Below are 17,574 nucleotides of genomic sequence, written 5' to 3'. Positions count from 1 at the left end.
GCGCATTGACCACTCCGAGGGCTAAGGCCGCGACTATGCCTGTGAGCCGCCACCTGAGGGCACGGCTCACTTAGCCACCGCCAGCCACTTCAGTAATGCCGCGGAAAGCTCGGTACGTTTATCGGAGTACGCGTGGTCGGTAGCAAGGTGCAACGTCGTCACCTGCGCACTGCCGGCCTTCCTCAATGTATCGGCAAACGCGTTATCCGCTTGGGCAAGCCCGTCATCGGATGTAATGACGAACACGGGCCGCGTCTTCAACGCATCGACTTTCGAACGGAATGACCATGTCGCTGCATGGTCGGCTACCTGTTGCGCAAGGCTCTCTGGCGTGCAGCCACTCAACGGTGCCATGCCTTCCTTGGCCAGGCCTGCAGCCATGGCCTTTACCGCCTCTGGTTTGCTGCCTTTGAGCTGCCCGAACATCTCGGCGAAATCGGCGCCGGAGATCATCGCGATGCCCTTGATGGCCGGATCGGCCGCCGCACCCTGCACGGCCATGAAGCCGCCCATGCTATGGCCGACCAAGACGATCCGTGACGGATCTGCCCGCAGGCGCTTTGCGTTGCTGGGCGTGCGCACGTAGGCGATCGCCGAGGCTACGTCTTCAATCGAATGGGCAAAGGAGAAATCGCCGGTCGAACCCCACGAGCCACGGTAATTGAAGAACAGCACATCCCAGCCAGCGCGCCGCATGTCCTGTGCGAGATCCAGGTTTCGTTCGTTGCCGGGGAAACCATGCAGCAGGATGACCACGGGGTGCGGCCCTTCACCGGCCGCTATGTAAACCAGCGCGTTCATCAGCCCGCCGTGGCTGGGAATCTGCATAGTTTCCATCGAGGCTTTTGCTGTTGCCGCCTGGGCGGCTGCGGCGCTCTCGTCGGCATTCGCGGGAACCACGGTGGCGAGCAGGTACAGACCTAAGGCAAACAACCACGTTCGGGACTTCATTTCCCACTCCCCTGGATGATCGAACCGGCGCCCCTGCGCGGGGACTCACTAATCGTAGCCCAAGGCCGCCCGGCCCGCAGGGCCGCCCAGGCCCGCCTTACCAACGCCCGAACCAGACGATACGATCGCGGGGCGCCACGGTAGCCACAGCGGCGTCGAGGCGCCACGAGGAACAGATAACGGAGGGCACCCGATCGTGCCCAGGCAGTTCAATGAAAGGAATGTCATGGCAACTGGAACAGTGAAAGTTGGGGGTAGTTCCAAAGCTCGTCGTTCGTCCGCGATTCTTGTCCGAAGCGCATTGCCCCTGGCATTGGCGATGGCGATGCCCGCACTCGCGTTCGCGCATAACAATCACGCGTATGTGGCGAACCACAAATCGGCCGATGTCACGGTGATCGACATGGTGACGAATACGGTCACCGCGACCGTACCGGTAGGCAGGATCCCGGATGCGATAACGATTGCGCCGGACGGAATGACTGTCTATGTCGCCAACGGTGGCGATAACACGGTCTCGGTCATCGATACCGATTCGAACACGGTGATCGCGACCATTCCGGTGGGTAAGACTCCGGCAGCGATCTCGGCAAATCCGAACGGTGGTGAGGTGTATGTCGCCAACACCAACGACAGTACGATTTCCGCGATCGACACCACGAGCAACACGGTCGTCTCGACCATCCCGGTAGGCAACCTGCCCATCGCCATGGCATTCGGACCCGGCGGGCGTCGGCTATATACGGCAAACGCGGGCGACAATTCGGCGACGGCCGTTGACACCACGACGCGCACGGTAACGGCGTCCATCCCTGTGGGTGAGCTCCCCTACGGTATCGCCGTAGGCCCGCTGGGCGCCCGCGTCTATGTGGGCAACTACGTCACGAACGATGTCAGCGTGATCGACACCCGGTCAAACGATGTCGTCGCGACGCTTCCGGCAGGCAACGGTCCGGATGCCGTGGCGGTCAGCCCCATCGGAATCCCCGTGTATGTGGCGAACGATGTCGACGGCACCGTCTCGGTCATCAACCCCATCACGCGGCGCACGATCGCCACCGTGCCTGTCGGCGAGAACCCAGGTGCCCTCGCCGTCAACCGGCTGGGCCGGGTCTACGTCGCGAACGTGTCTTCAAACACGGTATCGGTGATCGATCCGCTCACCAACAAGGTCATCAGCACGGTGGCAACCGGCCAATGGCCCAGCGCCATCGCGATCCAGCCTCGCGACTGACCGGCGTATTGACGTGCGGCCACCGGTCCGGGTGGCTGCACCCTGCTCCCTCCGTGCAATGCCCGTGCAACATCCAGCGTCACGCCCGGGGAAACAGCCGGTAACGAGCTTTCGATAACGTGACGCCGCTCAACGACGATGTCGCTGTGAGCCGGCTCCAGCCAGGCGCGGGCACCGAGCAACGAGACTCGACATGCCCGCACCCTCGGGCGTGGCGGGCGAAGTATTGCGCCCCCTTCCACTACCGAGGCATTCCAGGATGAATAAGCAACTGACGCTCAAGGCCGCTCGTGCCGCCCTTCCCTTGCTGATGATCGCCGTGGCTCTTCCCGCCGCCGCCTTCAACAAGAACGCCTATGTGGCGAACCAGAACGACAATACCGTGTCGGTGATCGATACGACCCGCAATGCCGTCACGGCGTCCATCCCGGTGGGCAATTCGCCGCTCGGTATCGCTGTCAGCCCCGATGGCGGCAAGGTTTACGTGACCAATGCCAGTGACAACACGGTATCCGTCATCAAGGCCGCCACCAATACGGTCATCGCTTCCATCGCAGTGGGCAACTTTCCCTTCGGCGTAACGGTCAGCCCGGACGGTCGCTCAGCGTACGTCACCAATGCCAATGACAATACGGTCTCCGTGATCGATACGGCCAGCTACAAGGTGGTTGATTCGCTGCCCGTCGGCAGCCTGCCGTTCGGCGTAGCCACGGGCCCGGGCGGCAAGTACCTGTATACCGCCAACGTTGTCGAAAACACGGTATCGGTGCTCGATACCCGCACGAAGCAGCTCGTGGCGACCGTGCCGGTCGGCACCTCCCCCACCGGCCTGGATGTCGGCCCGTTCGGTGCCCGCGTGTACGTGGCCAACCAGGGTTCGAGCAACGTGTCGGTGATCGATACCTCGACCAACCAGGTGAAGTACACGATCGCTACCGGCAATAACTCGGATGCCGTTGCCGCCAGCCTGTTCGGCACGCGCGCCTATGTATCCAACCTTTCCGATAGCACGGTGTCGGTGATCGACGCGACCAGCAACAAGGTGATCGCGACCGTGCCGGTCGGTGCGGCACCGGGCCCCCTCGCTGTGAGCCTTCCGCTCGGCCGCGTATTCGTCACGAATGCTGGCTCGAACACGGTGTCGGTGATCAATCCGATCAACAACAAGGTGGTTGCCACGGTCAACGTCGGCAACAACCCGTCGGCTATCGCTGTGCAGCCTGAGATCTGAGCCAGGGAAGATTCGCGATCTGGACGACATGGACACGTTCGGCAACGGCCACCGCGAGGTGGCCGTTGCATTTGGAGCTCCGTCTTACTGCCCCTCGGGCGGCTCCCACAGTTCGACCTTGTTCCCTTCCGGGTCGATCACCCAGCCGAACTTGCCGTATTCGGAATCGTCCACTTTATCCAGCACGTTGCAGCCTTCCTCCCGAAGCACCTTCACCAGCGCGTGCAAGTCGGCGACACGGTAATTGATGGTGAAGGGTTGCCCTTCGGGCACCTGGCCGTCATTGCCCGATGATATGGACCAGATGGTGGTGCCGGCATACGGCTTTCCCTCGCTGTCGGTCCAGGTAAATGCCGCACCGCCCCAGGCCTGCACGTCGATCCCGAGGTGCTTTTGATACCAGGCCCGCAAGGCGGGAGCATCCTTCGCTTTGAAGAAAATACCGCCGATACCGGTAACTCGTTGCATACAGACCTCCGGGGTGGACAAGGGACGGGCGTGTGGCGCAAGCCACCGAAGCATGGCGCATCGTGCGCCTGTCCGAAAGCGGCTGGCCGCCTTCTCCATCGATCCGATACGTTGGTGCAATCGAACGAACGGATCGCCTGATGTAATTCTTGTCCCGACCCACCCCGGAGTCTGGCCATGAAACACATCCTTCCCTTCGCGCTGCTCAGCGCCGCCCTGGCCGCCGGCCTGGCCATGCCGGTCCGCGCGGCCGCCGTCGCGCCTTTCGACGGAGCGACCGGTTGGCTCAATACGAGGCCATTTACCGACGCCGATCTCCGCGGCAAAGTCATCGTGGTTAACTTCTGGACTTACTCCTGTATCAATTCCCTGCGCCAGGTTCCCTATGTGCGCGCGTGGGCGGATAAGTACAAAAGCCAGGGCCTGGTCGTCATTGGCGTCCATTCCCCGGAATTTGGTTTCGAGCGTGATGCGACGAATATCCAGCGCGCCGTGAAGGAATACGACGTGAACTACCCGGTCGCTATCGACAGCGATCATCGCGTGTGGGACACGTTCAACAACGAGTACTGGCCGGCGCTCTATTTCATCGATGCCAAGGGCACGGTGCGTCATGCCGAATTTGGTGAAGGCAACTATGACAAGTCCGAGCTGCTGATCCGCCAGCTGCTTGCCGAGGCGGGCAATAAGCCCATGGAAGGCGCCCTCGTCGACCCGGCGGGCCAGGGCGCGGAAGCACCAGCAGATACCGACGACGAACGCTCCCCCGAGACCTACACGGGCTACGGGCGCACCGAGCAGTTCGCGTCAGCCGGTGGCGTGGTGCAGGACCAGATGAACGCCTATTCGGCACCCAAAGCCCTACAGCTGAACCACTGGGCATTGGCCGGCAACTGGCGCATGGGGCGCGAGTACGCCACATCAGGTGGCGCGGGGAGCAAGATCGTGTATCGCTTCCACGCCCGTGACCTGCACCTGGTGCTTGGGCCGTCGGTGAACGGAGCGAGCGTCCGCTTCCGCGTCACCATCGATGGCAAGGCACCGGGGAGCGCCCATGGTGTGGATACGGATGCCCAAGGCAGTGGCACGATTGACCAGCCACGGATGTACCAGCTGATCCGCCAGACACTCCCCATTACCGATCACGTGTTCACGATCGAATTCCTCGATCCGGGCGCACAGGCGTATTCGTTTACGTTTGGCTGATCGGCACGACGAATTGTTATAATGTTTCACTTTACGAAGTGGAGCACACCGTGTCGTCGTTCTCCGATCCCCAGGCCGTCGCCCGCTACGCGGAAGGCCCCGTGCGTCAGGTTCCCGGTTTCCATGGTATGCAGCAGATGGCTGCCATCCTCCTTGCCGAGGTGGTGCCACCCGGGGGCACGGTGCTTGTACTCGGCGCCGGTGGTGGCCTCGAACTGAAGGCATTTGCTGAGGCGCAGCCCGGTTGGACGTTTGTGGGGGTCGATCCTTCCGCCGAGATGCTCAGGCTCGCGCATTCAACCCTTGGCGCCCTCTCGTCGCGCACCGAGCTCCATGAAGGCTATATCGATACGGCCCCGGGCGGGCCGTTCGATGGCGCAACCTGCCTGCTCACCCTGCACTTCCTCAATGCCGATGAGCGACTGCATACCCTGCAGGAGCTTCGCAGCCGACTGCGCCCCGGCGCGCCACTGGTCGTGGCCCACCATAGCTTTCCGCTTGATGATGGCGCGAGGGAGCGCTGGCTGGCTCGCTACGCCGCCTTTGCGACCGTATCCGGCGTTCCAGCGAAGGACGCACAGAACGCATCGGCCGCGATCAGCACCCGCCTGCCGCTGCTTCCACCGGAACAAGACGAGGCGCTATTGCGTGACGCCGGATTCGAACGGATCGAACAGTTCTACTCAGGTTTCACGTTCCGTGGCTGGGTCGCCTACAACCGATCCACGTGAAGCGGGCCGGCGGCTACGAGGCGTCGCCCTGTCCATGGAGGCCCTTTGCGTGTTTCCATGGGTACCTCCGGTCACCTGAGCGTGCCCTCTCCACTGCGATGCAACCTGCCCATGTACGTGCCTGCCCTCTTCACCGAATCGGATCCCGCGGTCCTGCACGGCTTCATGCGCGAGCATCCGCTCGGCACGCTGGTAACCCACACCTCCGCCGGCCTGGATGCGAACCACGTTCCGTTCCTGCTCGATGAGGCGCGTGGTGAATCAGGTGTCCTCGTGGCGCATGTCGCTCGCGCAAACGCAGTGTGGCGCGATGTGACCGATGGTGATGATGTTCTGGTCGTTTTCCGTGGTGCCCATGGTTACATCTCGCCCAACTGGTACCCGAGCAAGCAGGAAACCCACCGCCACGTACCCACATGGAACTACGAAGTGGTGAATGTCCATGGCCGCATCCGCGTCATTGATGACGAGAAGTTCGTACGCGGCGTCGTGGCAAGGTTAACCCGTGAACACGAGGCACGGTTGCCGGAGCCATGGACGATGAGCGACGCACCCGCCGATTACCTGGCCGAACAACTCGCCCATATTGTCGGCATCGAAGTCGAGATCACCCGCCTCGAAGGAAAGCGAAAGCTGTCGCAGAACCGTACGCCCGGCGATTTCGAGGGCGCAGTGAACGGTGTGGAAGGCAGCGGTAACCCGGCGCTCGCCGCCGCCATGCGTGCGTCGCGCAAACCAGTGGTCTAACGCTTCCGCCCGGCCTTCTTCGTCGCGTTATGCGCCGCCGCGGCTTTCACCAGCGCCTTGAACTTCGTGGCATCCGGCTTCTCGCCCTTGCCGATATCCAGGGCGCGACGCACGTTGCCATCGAGGCTTGAATTGAAGAGCTTGGCCGGATCTGCCAGCGCAGCGCCCTTCGCGAAGGTCAGCTTGATCTTGTCCTTGTAGCTCTCACCGGTACAGATGATGCCGTTGTGCTCCCACACCGGCGTACCCATCCACTTCCAGGTCTCGACGACATCGGGCAGCGCTTCATGGATCAACTTGCGCACGCGCGCGAGCGCATCGCCACGCCAGTCGCCAAGGCTGGCGATGCGCTCATCGATCAGGGCCGACGCATCAACCACTGGTGCGGAATCCTTGCTTGCTGTCATGGTGGCTCCCGTGTAAGTCCCGCCATTGACCGTACGGGAAACATGGCCGAGTGTCGCGCTGCTTTGCGGTAACGGTGATGTCAAGGCCCGCCGGTCGCTGCACATGAGACCCGCAGGCACTAGAATGCGCGGCCGCCTGTCCACCATTCCGCGCCCTGCCCATGCATATCGTCGTCAACGAAGACCTCAAGGCTTACATCGATCCGCTCACCCCGGATGAGCACGAATCGCTGGAGCGGAGCCTGCTTACCGAGGGCTGCCGCGATGCGCTGGTGCTGTGGGGCGATACCCTGGTGGATGGGCACAACCGCTACGGCATCTGCCGCAAGCACGATATCCCGTTCAAGACAGTGCAGAACGAGCGTTTCCAGTCCATGGATGACGTGCACCTGTGGATGATCGAGCAGCACCTGGGCCGGCGCAGCGTCTCGGATTTCCAGCGCGGCGTGCTGGCCTTGCGCAAGCGCGAGATCCTGGCGGCGCGGCGGGAAGCCGAAGAGCCGGCCAAGGCGGACGAGAACGACCTGCCGTTCGACGCGACCGGCTCGGAGCCCGCACGACCCAAGGCCCCGCGCCCCAACCCGGCCGATAGCCGCAAGGAAATCGCCCGCGAGGCCCGGATCAGTGCCAACCAGGTGGGCATGATCGAAAAGATCCGCAAGGAGGCCGCCCCCGAGGTGGTCGCCGCGGTCAAGTCCGGCACCCTCTCCATCAGCGCGGGCGCCGCCGTGGCCTCGCTGCCCGAGGACGAGCAGCGGGCCGCCGCCACGGCCGGCGACCAGGAGCTGAAGCAGGCCGCCAAGCGCGTACGCGAATCCAAGCGCAAGCCTCGCGAAAAGCCCTCGGGGGATGTGCTGGCCCTGCAGGAACAGGTCGCCGAACTGGAAGCCGAGAACCGCAACCTGCGCCGTGAGATCGACACCCTGCGCGCCCGCCTGGGCGAGCCGCCCCTCGAAGCTCCCGAAGAGGGCTGAAGGGCGTTACTGTGTAGAGGCGCGCTTGCGCGCGATGGGGCGGCCAGGGAACTCCCGGTTGCCCGGATGTTCCAACCCCCGTACACCGGACGCTCCCCCAGGCGTTCTATGGCAGGTCCCCCGGAGCGTTCCATGAAAGCCATCCTCGTCGTTACCGCCCTTTCCCTGCTCGCCGGCACCGCCGTCGCGCAGGATGCGGGCAAGCCGCTCAACCTCAACCTGCCCCCGAATTACGCGCCAGCGGCCGCCAGCAGCGCCCCGGCGCCTGCCGCGGCCTCATCGGTGGCCGCCACCGGCTCCAAGAACGGCAAGGAAAGCGTTGCCGTGACGCCGGCGCACCCCAAGGACCCGCCGGGCACCTACTACGGTGATACCAGTGGCCGCATGGCCGGCGCGGATGTGGTGGAAGATGATGGCCCCCACTGTGACGACGCCACTTACAACAAGCCCCAGGTCCACGGCAGCGTTTCCACCGGTGTGGTCAGCGCCAGCCATGGCGGCAGCGGCAGCTACCAGGGCGGGGCGGTTAGCCTTTCCCAGGCGTTTGGCAGCTGCGAGCACCCGACAGGTGGCGTCAGCATCTCGGTGGGCGGGGCGACGGGGCGGTTTCACGGGCGCTGAAGCGCTGCCCTGCACTACCGCTATCGCGCGCAAGCGCGCTCCTACCGGGGCGTAAAGAGGACTACGCGGTCGGTGGCTTCGGGATGGGCATCCTTCGTCTGCAGCCAGGGCTGACGGGCGAAAGTGCGCGTGCATGGGCCGAGGGCGACGATCTGAACAGGTCGTTTTTGCGCCTCCGCTTCCAGGCGTGCCACGACATCGCGTAGCACGGGGCCAATAAACGGTGTGAACAGGTAGAACACGTTCGCCCTTGAGTAGTCGGCGTCCCGTGCGTCACCGCATGCGAACGCCACCTCCGGCAGCCCCAGCGCCGTGGCTGCGTTCCGCGCACTGTCGACATACGCAGGCTCACGATCCAGGCCGGATACGGCCGCGCCGCTCAGGATGCGGGCCAGCAGCGGAACGTGACCAAGGCCCGAGCCCAGGTCCAGCAAATGATCCGCGGGCGACAGGGCCGTACGCCGCACTGCATCGACGATATGCCGGGCAGGCGTGGGCTGGTAGAAGACCATGTCGGCCGGCGGCCGCGGGTCATCCAACACGGGCTCGTCGATGGCAAGCACACCGGCAAGCAGCACATCGAGCGCATCGTAATGCGCACCCACCGGCTCGCCCACATCAAGCCACGGTGCGAGCGCTGCCTTTCCTTCGCCCGCGATGATCGCGGCGCGCAACTCACGGAAGAGGGCGTCATCGGCAGCGGACATGGCCTCCAACAACGATTCGGCGCGCTGGCGTTGCGTGTCGTCCGTCATCGCCACCAGCAACAGGTCGAGCTGGTCGGCCGCATCCGCACGCCATCGGAAGGCACCGGGCTCACGCCACGTGGTGTCGGTTTCAAGCAGGTGGAGGAAGGCACAAGGGGCATCGGTCATGCCGTGCATGGTAACGGGCGCAGCCGTTGACGCGGTTCTCACGGCCGACACGTCTTCCTTGAGCGGTCACGCGGCGCTGTGGAATGCTCGGCGCCCGGCACGCCTGCCCAGGAGCTCCCATGAAGACGTCGCATTGCCTCGCTGCCCTTACCGCCCTCGTGGCCATGCCCGCCTTTGCGACGCCACCCCTGGCCACCGTGGTGTTCCACGACGGCGGACGCCCGGTGTTGAGCATCACGGATCCGCAGGGCGCGGCACTGGTGGATGCCACCCTGGGCCTGCGCACCGCTGGCAGTGACCTGACCCATGACTTGCGCCTGATCGGCACCACCCAGCGCAACCTCACCGAAAACTACCGGATGACCACCGGCAAACGGCTGGTGCGCAGCGCCAACCTCGCCGAGACACGTTATGCCCTGCAGAACGACAAGGGCGAAAAACTCGATGTGGTGGTTCGCGTGGCGAACGATGGCGTGGCATTCCGCTACGAATTGCCCGGGACGACACAGGCCACGGTAACCGGCGAAGCGACCAGCTACACGCTGCCCGCCGATGCGCGCGCATGGCTGCTGCCATACGACCCAAGCAACGAGAAGGAACGTATCCAGACCAGCGCCGCGGCCGCGCCATCCGGTGACTACGGTTATCCATCCCTGTTCCTGACCGGCCAGCGCTATGTATTGATCACCGAGGCCAACGCGGATGGCCGTTACGACGGCAGCAGGCTATCCCACGTCGCCAACGCGCCCCGCTACGGGCTGGTCCTTGCCGACAGCCGCGTCGAAAGTACCGGTGTAACGCCCTGGCGCACCGTCATCACGGGTGACCTGCCCACCGTTACCGAATCCACCCTGGTGGATGATCTCGCCGATCCCTCGAAGCTCACGGACACGACCTGGGTGAAGCCCGGCCGCGTCGCGTGGTCCTGGATCAGCGACCACGATAGCCCGAAGGACTTTGAGCGGCAGAAGGTGTTCGTGGACTTTGCCGCGGCCAACCGCATGCCCTTCGTGCTGCTCGACGAGGGCTGGAGCGATAGCTGGGCGCCGCAGCTCATCCGCTATGCCAATGCAAAACACGTGGACGTGCTGATGTGGTTTCCGTGGACGAAACTGGATACGCCGGCGAAGCGCGAGGCATGGTTCAGCCGCATCAAGGGCTGGGGCGCGAAAGGCGTGAAGATCGACTTCATGGGCTCCGATAGCCAGGCGCGCTTCCGTTGGTACGACGACACCCTCGCCGATACGGCGCGCTTCCAGCTCATGGTGAATTTCCACGGTGGCACCATCCCGCACGGTCTCGCGCGCACGTGGCCACACCTGATGACCATGGAAGGGGTGCGCGGCGCGGAGAACGATCCGCCCGCCGTGGGTAACACGATCCAGCCGTTCACCCGCAACGTCGTGGGCTCGATGGATTACACACCGGTGGCTCTCGATGTCGGCAAGAAGGAGGCCAGCATCGCCCACGAGATCGCCCTGCCCATCGTGTTCGAATCGGGCTGGACACACCTGGCCGATAGCCCCGAAGCCTACCAGCGCCGGCCGAACGCACTGATGTTCCTGGACCAGATTCCAACGGTGTGGGATGAAACCAGGCTGATCGCGGGCACCCCGGGCGAAGACGCCATCTTCGCCCGCCGCAGCGGCGATCGCTGGTTCATCGGCGCCATCGCCGCCGGCCCGGCACGCCGGCTAAGCGTTCCGCTTTCGTCGCTTGGCGTCGGCCCGTGGCGCGCCGATATCGTGCGCGATGGCATGGGCCGTGGCGATGTCGCCCGTGAATCACAAAACGTGACCGCCGACGGCACCCTTTCGTTCGATGTACCGGCCAATGGGGGCTTCGCCGCCATCCTTTGCCCTGCGGCGAAAGGTCAGTTCAAGTACGGCTGCTATCGCTGAGCGCCGGGCAGCCAGCGCTGCCACCACGCAGGAACCGGCATAACCCGGGCGAGTGGCACGCGAATGACAACGCGCGTGCCACCACCCGGTGAGGATGTGATGAGCGCCTTGCCACCGATGCTCTGGGCACGCTCCTGCATACCACGCAGGCCCCAATGCCCGGGCCGTCCTGACGCCAGGATGCCTGGCTCAATGCCCCCTCCATCATCGTAAACAGCAAGCATCACCTCGGCACCCTCACGCTGCAGGGTGACATCAATGCGCGTCGCTTCCGCATGGGCAATGGCGTTGTGCACGGCCTCGCGGGCGATGGCGTAGAGCTCATCCCGCGCGAGCGGATCCATGCCGCGCCATGGCGGCGACGCTTCGACGGTCACGGGAACGGCGTGCTCCTCCGCGTAGGCGCGTGCCAGTTCAAGCAGGCCGACATCCAGGGGCACCATGTCGCCCAGGTGATCGCGCAGGTCACGGACGCGGTCGCGCGCCTCCACGATCGCGAGCTCGGCGCGGTCCAGCGCCTTTTCCATGGAGGTGCGTAAGGGATCGCCGGGCGGCACGCGATTGGCGACTGCCTGGAAACGCATCATGAGGCCCTGGATGCTTTGCAGCAGCGTGTCGTGCAGCTCGCGCGCGATGCGCTCGCGTTCGATGTGCCGCTCGTGCAGGCGCTCACGCAGCTGCGTCTCCATCCGCCGCATGCGCAGCAGGACGAGGAACCACACCAGCGCGGCGCAGAGCACCGCCACGATCACGGCGAACCACGCGGTCTGGTAGAACGCCGGCGCCACATCGATCGCCAGCGATGCGCCCTGCTCGTTCCACACGCCATCTTCATTGGCGGCGGAAACGCGGAACACGTAATGCCCCGGCGGCGGATCCGTGTACACCGCCTCGCGATCCGTGCCCGCATCGCGCCAGCGTGTATCGAGACCATCCATGCGGTAGCGGAAACGCACGCGCTCCGGCATCGAAAGGCTCGTCGCGGTATACACGATGCGCAGGCGTTCGGTTTTCGCGGGCAAGTGAATCCGACCCGGCCCATCGAACCAACCCATGTCGGTGGCGATACCCCGGATGGAGACCGGTGGCGGAATCGAATTGCGTGGGACGCTTTCCGGATCGATCGAGACGACGCCACTGGTGGTCGCGAACCACAACCGCCCGTCATCCGCTGCGACGGCCGTGGGCAATGGGCGGAACTGCGCGGGTGTGCCCGGCAGGCCATCCAACGAATCAAACACCGTGACCGGGACGTGGAACGTCCGGTCGGCGCGCGCGTGCGTCACGTCACTACCGCGTATGCGCACGATGCCCTGTGATGCGTTGGCCCAGTAGTCACCGGCGCGATCGCGCACGATCCCGGACACGCCATGCAAGTCCATCTGCAGTGACAACGGCATCACGTGGCCGCCTTCCACGAGGTTGATGCCACGTTCGCCACCGACCCACATGGTATCGCCATCGGCGAGGAGCGCCGTCACGTTGCCCACATCCAGGCCATCGCGCGCACCCAGCACCGTGTCGTGCCCCGTTTCGTCGCGAACGATGATCGTGTCGCGTGCGAAGCCCATCCATAACCGGTTCGCGCGGTCGCGCATCAGCACCAGCGGCGAGGGATCATTGGCGACGGCGGGCAGCAGCTCGCGGTGCCAGCCACCTTGCGTGTAGTGATAGACGCCTGGCCGGTTGATGGATACCCAGACCCCGCCACGGCCATCGCCGACGATGGCCTGCACCCCCGTGAAATCCTCCACCGGCAACGTGGCAAAGAGACGCGGCGTATCGCCGTCCATCGTCCACACGCCATTGGGGCCGCCAAGCCAGGTGGCCTGCGCATCGCGTGCCGCGGCCGTGATCGCTTCGGGGAACGCCACCGTGTGGGTACCCAGCGCCTGCACCTGCATCAGCGGGCGGTTCTTCGTGCCAATCCAGATGCCGCCCCTGGCGGCAGGCACGATAGCGAAATCCGTCGCACCCGAAGGGGTGGGTGCAGGCAGCAGCCGGCTGGCCCGGAAGCGATCCAGCCCCCGGCTGCCGCCGACCCACACATTGCCTTCCCGATCCTGGATCACGGCGGTGATGTAATCGGAGGTAAGCCCATCGCGCTCGACGAATCGCTGCGCCGCACCGCTATCGGCATCGATCACCTGCCCCGCCAGCGTCTCCACGTGCGGCACGCGGCGCATGCCTTCGCCCTGGGTAGGTACCCACAGCGCGCCATCACGATCGAACAGCAGGCCCGAGGAGGACAAACGCAGCGTGGGGCCCGCCGTGGCCGGGGCGCTGGCGCCCTGCCAGACGGGGAGCACACCGCGATCGACATCGGCGACCCAGACCGCGCCGTCGGGCGCTTCCGCAATACGGTTGATCTTGCCCACGTCACGCGTGGCGATAACAAAGTGATCGCCACCGGGCGGCAACCAGCCCAGCGCCACATCCGACGCAACCCACAGCCGGCCCTCGCGATCGACGGTCAGGTTGCGCGCGCGGTTTCCCGGCAGGCCCATCACGGGGCCGACCAAGTGCCATTGCTTGCCGCGCAGCTCCACCAGGCCGTTGAACGTGGCACCCCACAACCGTCCGTCCGGCGTACCGGCGATGGCGTAGATGGTCGCCGTGGGCAATCCGGATGCGGCGCCATAGTGCGTCGCCTTGTCACCATCCACGAAGCTGGCAAAGCCGTAGCGAAAGCCCACCCACAAACCGCCATCGGGTGGCGCGTAAAGCGAGGCGACGGTGGATGCAGGGAAATCGCCACCGCTGCGTGGCCGGTACCGCTCGAAGTGCACGCCGTCGAAGCGGTACAGCCCCGTCTGCGTACCCAGCCAAAGAAACCCGTCGGCCGTTTGGGCAAGCGCGGTCACCTGCCCGGGCGCGCCTTCGCGCACGGTCCAGGCCGTGTGATAGAACTGGCCGATGGTGCGGTCGCGGGTATCCGTGCCCCAGGCGGCGCCAGCCAGCACCATCCAGCCGGCCAACGCCAGCGCTACCGCTCGCATCGCTGCGATCGCGAATTGGAAACGCACTCCCCACCCCATGAGATCCACACCGCAACGATAGCGGTTACCTCGGCCCACGTCGCCTTGACCTATGGCCGATGCTCGGCGAGGAACGCGAGCGCATCGGCGAGCACGCGTTCCGCGGCAGGCGAACGGTTCGGGTTCGCAAGAACGTGGGCCGCATGGGTGTAGCTGACGAAACGCCGCGCCGACGCGGGCGTACCCAGCCAGGTAAAGGCCTCACGCATCGCGGCTACCGAGGTGAGCGTGTCGCTGTCACCCACGCCACCATCCCATGCGCCCATCAGCACCGGGCAGGTGACCCTGGCCAGGTTCGCCGGCTGCATGCGCTCAACAAACAAGCGCGCGATGGCGCGATACGCATCGGAGTGCACCACGGAAGACCAGTACTGCCGCTGGTATGGCGTGCGGTCACCCGGTGGCACGACCGGCCCTTCCAGCAGCGTCGCGGCTCGCAGCTGTTCTTCATCGAACACGCGGATGCCAGGTGACCAGGCAACCAGCGCAGCCACCTTGTCGGGGTACGTAGCGGCCAGATCGAGCGCCAGCGAACCGCCCATGGAGGTAGCCACGAGCACGACGCGCTCGCCTAGCGCGAGCCCCACCTGGAGGGCCGCATCGGCGTCGTCTCGCCAGGCTTGCGGTGTCGCGCCCGCCATCGCCATGGGCTCATCGGAACCGTGGTCATGCAAGCGGTTGAGGTACAGGTGGGCCCCGCACGCCTGCGCGAGTGCACGGTGCGCCGGGTCGCCTTCCGCCTGGCTAGCGGTGAAGCCGTGCAGGTACACCAGTGCCAACGGGCGGCGCTCACGAGGCGCCCCTTCGAGAAAAACGACACGCGCCTGGTTATCAGGCTTCAATCCCGGCGCGGCGCGTTCGCGTTCGTCGATTTCGCTCGCCAGCGCCTCGAGGGATGTCACGCCGCGGTACCTGCCGTGGCGCCCGCCTGGCGGCGCTGCATGGTGACGTAATGGCCGACAGAGCGGCACAGCGTATCCAGTTCGACCACGGCAGGACGCATGTCGCCGCCGGCGTCGATCAGCACGCCAAGGTCATCGCACACCCGGTTTGCACCGGGCACGCCCAGGTTACCCAGGACGTTGCGCAAGGCATGCAGCGATTCCGACGCCGATGCGATATCGCCCGCCAGCATGGCCTCGCGCAGGGTGTCGACATGGCCATCGGACGCGGACGAGCACAGGTCGAGGAAGCTGGCGAATTCCGAGGGGCTGGCGAGCGCGCGCATTTCGTCCAGCGGTGTGGTGTGGCCGTGGCGCGGCTCGATGCCAGGCAACTCCGGCTGCCATGCCTTCGCCGCTGTCGCCAGCGAACGCTCCGCGGCGATCGTCTCGATGATGTCGAGCAGGCGCTGCGCGGCGATCGGCTTGGTCAGGTAGGCGCGGGCGCCGGCCTTGAAGGCGATACGTACCGCATCCTGGCTGGAATCCGCGCTGAGCATCACGATCGGAGGAACCGCCTGCGTACGGCGCAGCACTTCGATCCGCCCCAGCACATCCCACCCTGAGCTACCGGGCATGTGCAGGTCCATGAAAATAAGGTCGAACGCATCCTGGTCCATGCGTGCCAGGGCCTCGTCACCGCTCGCGCTGAACACGCAGCGGTGCCCCGCGCGCTCGAGGATCCGGCCAACGATTTCGCGGTTGGCGGCGTTGTCGTCCACTACCAGGCACGACTGTGGCGGCACGCGCGCGCTGTGCGCATCGAGCAGATCGACCAGCGGGATATCCGCCATGCTCCTTGCGCCCTGTGCGGCGCGTGGCATGGGGAAGCGCCAGGTGAACACCGAACCGCCCAGCGGGTTATCCGATACCTCGAGATGGCCATTCATCTGGCCCGATACGTTCCGCACGATGTACAGGCCCAGGCCGACGCCCTCCTGGCGGCGGCTTTCGCCGACGCTTACCTGCTGGAATGGATCGAAGATGCGCTGCTTGTCGACATCGGCGATACCGATGCCCGTATCGATCACCGTGCAGGTGATGATTGGATCACGGCCACCTACGCCCTCGGTCAGCTCGACGCGCACGTCCACCGTGCCGCCCGGCGGTGTGAACTTCAGGGCGTTGGATGCCAGGTTGGACAGCACCTGCTCGATGCGCCCGGGGTCGCCAGTGAAAATGCCTTCCACCGACGCATCGCGGGCCACGCTGAAGGCGATGCGCTTGTCGGCAGCCGAAGGCCGGCACACCGCGCCGACGGTCGCAAGCACTTCATCAAAGGCGAACGGCTGCTGGCGAAGCGTAAAGCTGCCCCCGGCAAACGAGGCCACGTCGAGCACGGCGTTCACCCGGTGCAGCAGCGCGTTCGCACTGGTCGAGAGCAGCGCCACCAGGCGGCGCTGGTCGTCGTTCATGACGGCGGTATCGATCAGCGAGGCCGCGTGGATCACGGTACTGAGCGGCGTACGCATCTCGTGGCTCATCATGGAGATGAACCGGTGCTGGGCCTCACGCGAGGCGATGGCTTCAGCGGAGACCTCGCGCAGCGCATCGATCATGCGGTACAGCGTCATCGGCAGCACGACGGTAAGCGCCAGCGCGTACAGGGCGTAGGCCGGCCGGTTCACCCAATACCCATCGGGCGCCGCCACGCCAAGGATCGCCACCGAGGCCACCACGCTGGCGGCGAAGGCCCGGCGGCTATAGCGCATGCCCACGGCCACGGAGAGGAACGGCAACACGGCGGTCACCGTGATGACGAGCATGAAGCCCGATTTCAACAGCGCGGCGGCCATGGCGAAGTTCGCCACCTGGCCGATCGCATCAAGCCGGGCCGTGACCTTGAGCCAACCCGCACGAATGAACAGCATCCAGAAGGTGCTGGTGACGAATAGCGTCAGGGCGAGTGGGAAGGCATGGTGGGATTCGAGCGCCATGGGCGTCGGGCCATTCAGCCACGCGGCCGTCCATACCACGATGAAGCCAAGCAGCACGGTGCGCACGAGCGACACGTGGTGCTCGCGGAAGCTCGCCACGATGCGGTCGATGCGCGGATTGCGCAACCGCTCGGCGACCTCGCTGAGCATCACCGGCCCGGCACGCTTGCCGCTACCGCGATCGATCTTCATGCCAGGCTGACTTCCACCACTCCCCCGATACCCGCCTAGTCTATGTTCTGCCGCGACGCTGGCAAGTGGCTCATTTCGTTCGCTTTCGATTCCCTGGCAAGGACTTGCATCGCCTTGCGC

At 65.1% G+C, this 17,574-nt stretch carries 15 protein-coding genes; 8 read left to right on the top strand and 7 right to left on the bottom strand.

Going from position 1 to position 17,574, the window contains the following annotated elements:
* Positions 1-66: 66 nt before the first annotated feature.
* A complete protein-coding gene (locus L2Y97_RS04005; RefSeq protein ID WP_247433298.1) occupies positions 67-951 on the bottom strand; it encodes an alpha/beta hydrolase family protein in 885 nt (294 codons plus the stop codon).
* A gap of 319 nt (positions 952-1,270) precedes the next feature.
* Here L2Y97_RS04005 and L2Y97_RS04000 point away from each other — a divergent pair, with 319 nt between their 5' ends.
* Positions 1,271-2,185, top strand: a complete 915-nt coding sequence (locus L2Y97_RS04000) for a YVTN family beta-propeller repeat protein (protein ID WP_247433295.1) — start codon at positions 1,271-1,273, stop codon at positions 2,183-2,185.
* Between the two features lie 259 nt (positions 2,186-2,444).
* Positions 2,445-3,416 carry a YVTN family beta-propeller repeat protein gene (locus L2Y97_RS03995; RefSeq protein ID WP_247433293.1) on the top strand — a complete coding sequence of 324 codons (972 nt, stop codon included), beginning with the start codon at positions 2,445-2,447 and terminating at the stop codon, positions 3,414-3,416.
* Between the two features lie 84 nt (positions 3,417-3,500).
* Here the strand turns inward: L2Y97_RS03995 and L2Y97_RS03990 are convergent, their stop codons facing one another.
* Positions 3,501-3,884: a VOC family protein gene (locus L2Y97_RS03990; RefSeq protein WP_247433290.1), complete on the bottom strand. Its 384-nt coding sequence runs from the start codon at positions 3,882-3,884 to the stop codon at positions 3,501-3,503.
* A 177-nt stretch (positions 3,885-4,061) separates the two neighbouring features.
* Between L2Y97_RS03990 and L2Y97_RS03985 the strand changes: the two genes are divergently transcribed.
* The 3 genes from L2Y97_RS03985 (at position 4,062) to L2Y97_RS03975 (ending at position 6,568) form a co-directional block, all read left to right on the top strand.
* A complete protein-coding gene (locus L2Y97_RS03985) occupies positions 4,062-5,090 on the top strand; it encodes a thioredoxin family protein (RefSeq protein ID WP_247433288.1) in 1,029 nt (342 codons plus the stop codon).
* Between the two features lie 50 nt (positions 5,091-5,140).
* Positions 5,141-5,821, top strand: a complete 681-nt coding sequence (locus tag L2Y97_RS03980; protein WP_247433285.1) for a class I SAM-dependent methyltransferase — start codon at positions 5,141-5,143, stop codon at positions 5,819-5,821.
* Positions 5,822-5,932: 111 nt separating this feature from the next.
* Positions 5,933-6,568: an FMN-binding negative transcriptional regulator gene (locus L2Y97_RS03975; protein WP_247433282.1), complete on the top strand. Its 636-nt coding sequence runs from the start codon at positions 5,933-5,935 to the stop codon at positions 6,566-6,568.
* Here the strand turns inward: L2Y97_RS03975 and L2Y97_RS03970 are convergent.
* The gene (locus tag L2Y97_RS03970; protein ID WP_247433280.1) at positions 6,565-6,975 is read right to left on the bottom strand and encodes a DUF1801 domain-containing protein; all 411 of its coding nucleotides are present in this window, start codon (positions 6,973-6,975) and stop codon (positions 6,565-6,567) included. The genes L2Y97_RS03975 and L2Y97_RS03970 overlap by 4 nt on opposite strands.
* Positions 6,976-7,136: 161 nt before the next feature.
* On the opposite strand from L2Y97_RS03970, the gene L2Y97_RS03965 reads away from it, so the two are divergent.
* The gene (locus L2Y97_RS03965; protein WP_247433277.1) at positions 7,137-7,949 is read left to right on the top strand and encodes a ParB N-terminal domain-containing protein; all 813 of its coding nucleotides are present in this window, start codon (positions 7,137-7,139) and stop codon (positions 7,947-7,949) included.
* A gap of 132 nt (positions 7,950-8,081) precedes the next feature.
* Positions 8,082-8,570 (top strand): hypothetical protein, encoded by a 489-nt coding sequence (locus L2Y97_RS03960; protein ID WP_247433274.1) that lies wholly within the window; start codon positions 8,082-8,084, stop codon positions 8,568-8,570.
* Between the two features lie 41 nt (positions 8,571-8,611).
* On the opposite strand, the gene L2Y97_RS03955 is transcribed toward L2Y97_RS03960, so the two are convergent.
* Positions 8,612-9,487, bottom strand: coding sequence for a methyltransferase domain-containing protein (locus L2Y97_RS03955; RefSeq protein ID WP_247433272.1), 876 nt, complete (start codon positions 9,485-9,487; stop codon positions 8,612-8,614).
* A 77-nt stretch (positions 9,488-9,564) separates the two neighbouring features.
* Between L2Y97_RS03955 and L2Y97_RS03950 the strand changes: the two genes are divergently transcribed.
* On the top strand, positions 9,565-11,346 hold the full coding sequence (locus tag L2Y97_RS03950; protein WP_247433269.1) for a glycoside hydrolase family 97 protein: 1,782 nt from the start codon (positions 9,565-9,567) through the stop codon (positions 11,344-11,346).
* Here the strand turns inward: L2Y97_RS03950 and L2Y97_RS03945 are convergent.
* The 3 genes from L2Y97_RS03945 to L2Y97_RS03935 all read right to left on the bottom strand — a co-directional run bounded on the left by L2Y97_RS03945 (position 11,337) and on the right by L2Y97_RS03935 (position 17,454).
* Positions 11,337-14,372, bottom strand: a complete 3,036-nt coding sequence (locus tag L2Y97_RS03945; RefSeq protein ID WP_247433266.1) for a sensor histidine kinase — start codon at positions 14,370-14,372, stop codon at positions 11,337-11,339. The genes L2Y97_RS03950 and L2Y97_RS03945 overlap by 10 nt on opposite strands.
* A 62-nt stretch (positions 14,373-14,434) precedes the next feature.
* Complete coding sequence (locus L2Y97_RS03940) at positions 14,435-15,286, bottom strand: alpha/beta hydrolase (protein WP_247433263.1); 852 nt, start codon at positions 15,284-15,286, stop codon at positions 14,435-14,437.
* Positions 15,283-17,454, bottom strand: coding sequence for a hybrid sensor histidine kinase/response regulator (locus L2Y97_RS03935; protein WP_247433260.1), 2,172 nt, complete (start codon positions 17,452-17,454; stop codon positions 15,283-15,285). Before L2Y97_RS03935 ends, L2Y97_RS03940 begins: the two co-directional genes overlap by 4 nt.
* Between the last annotated feature and the right edge of the window lie 120 nt (positions 17,455-17,574).

The sequence above is a fragment of the Luteibacter aegosomatissinici genome (genome assembly GCF_023078495.1).
GTDB lineage: Bacteria > Pseudomonadota > Gammaproteobacteria > Xanthomonadales > Rhodanobacteraceae > Luteibacter > Luteibacter aegosomatissinici.
This window is presented reverse-complemented; position numbering and strand designations above follow the sequence as displayed.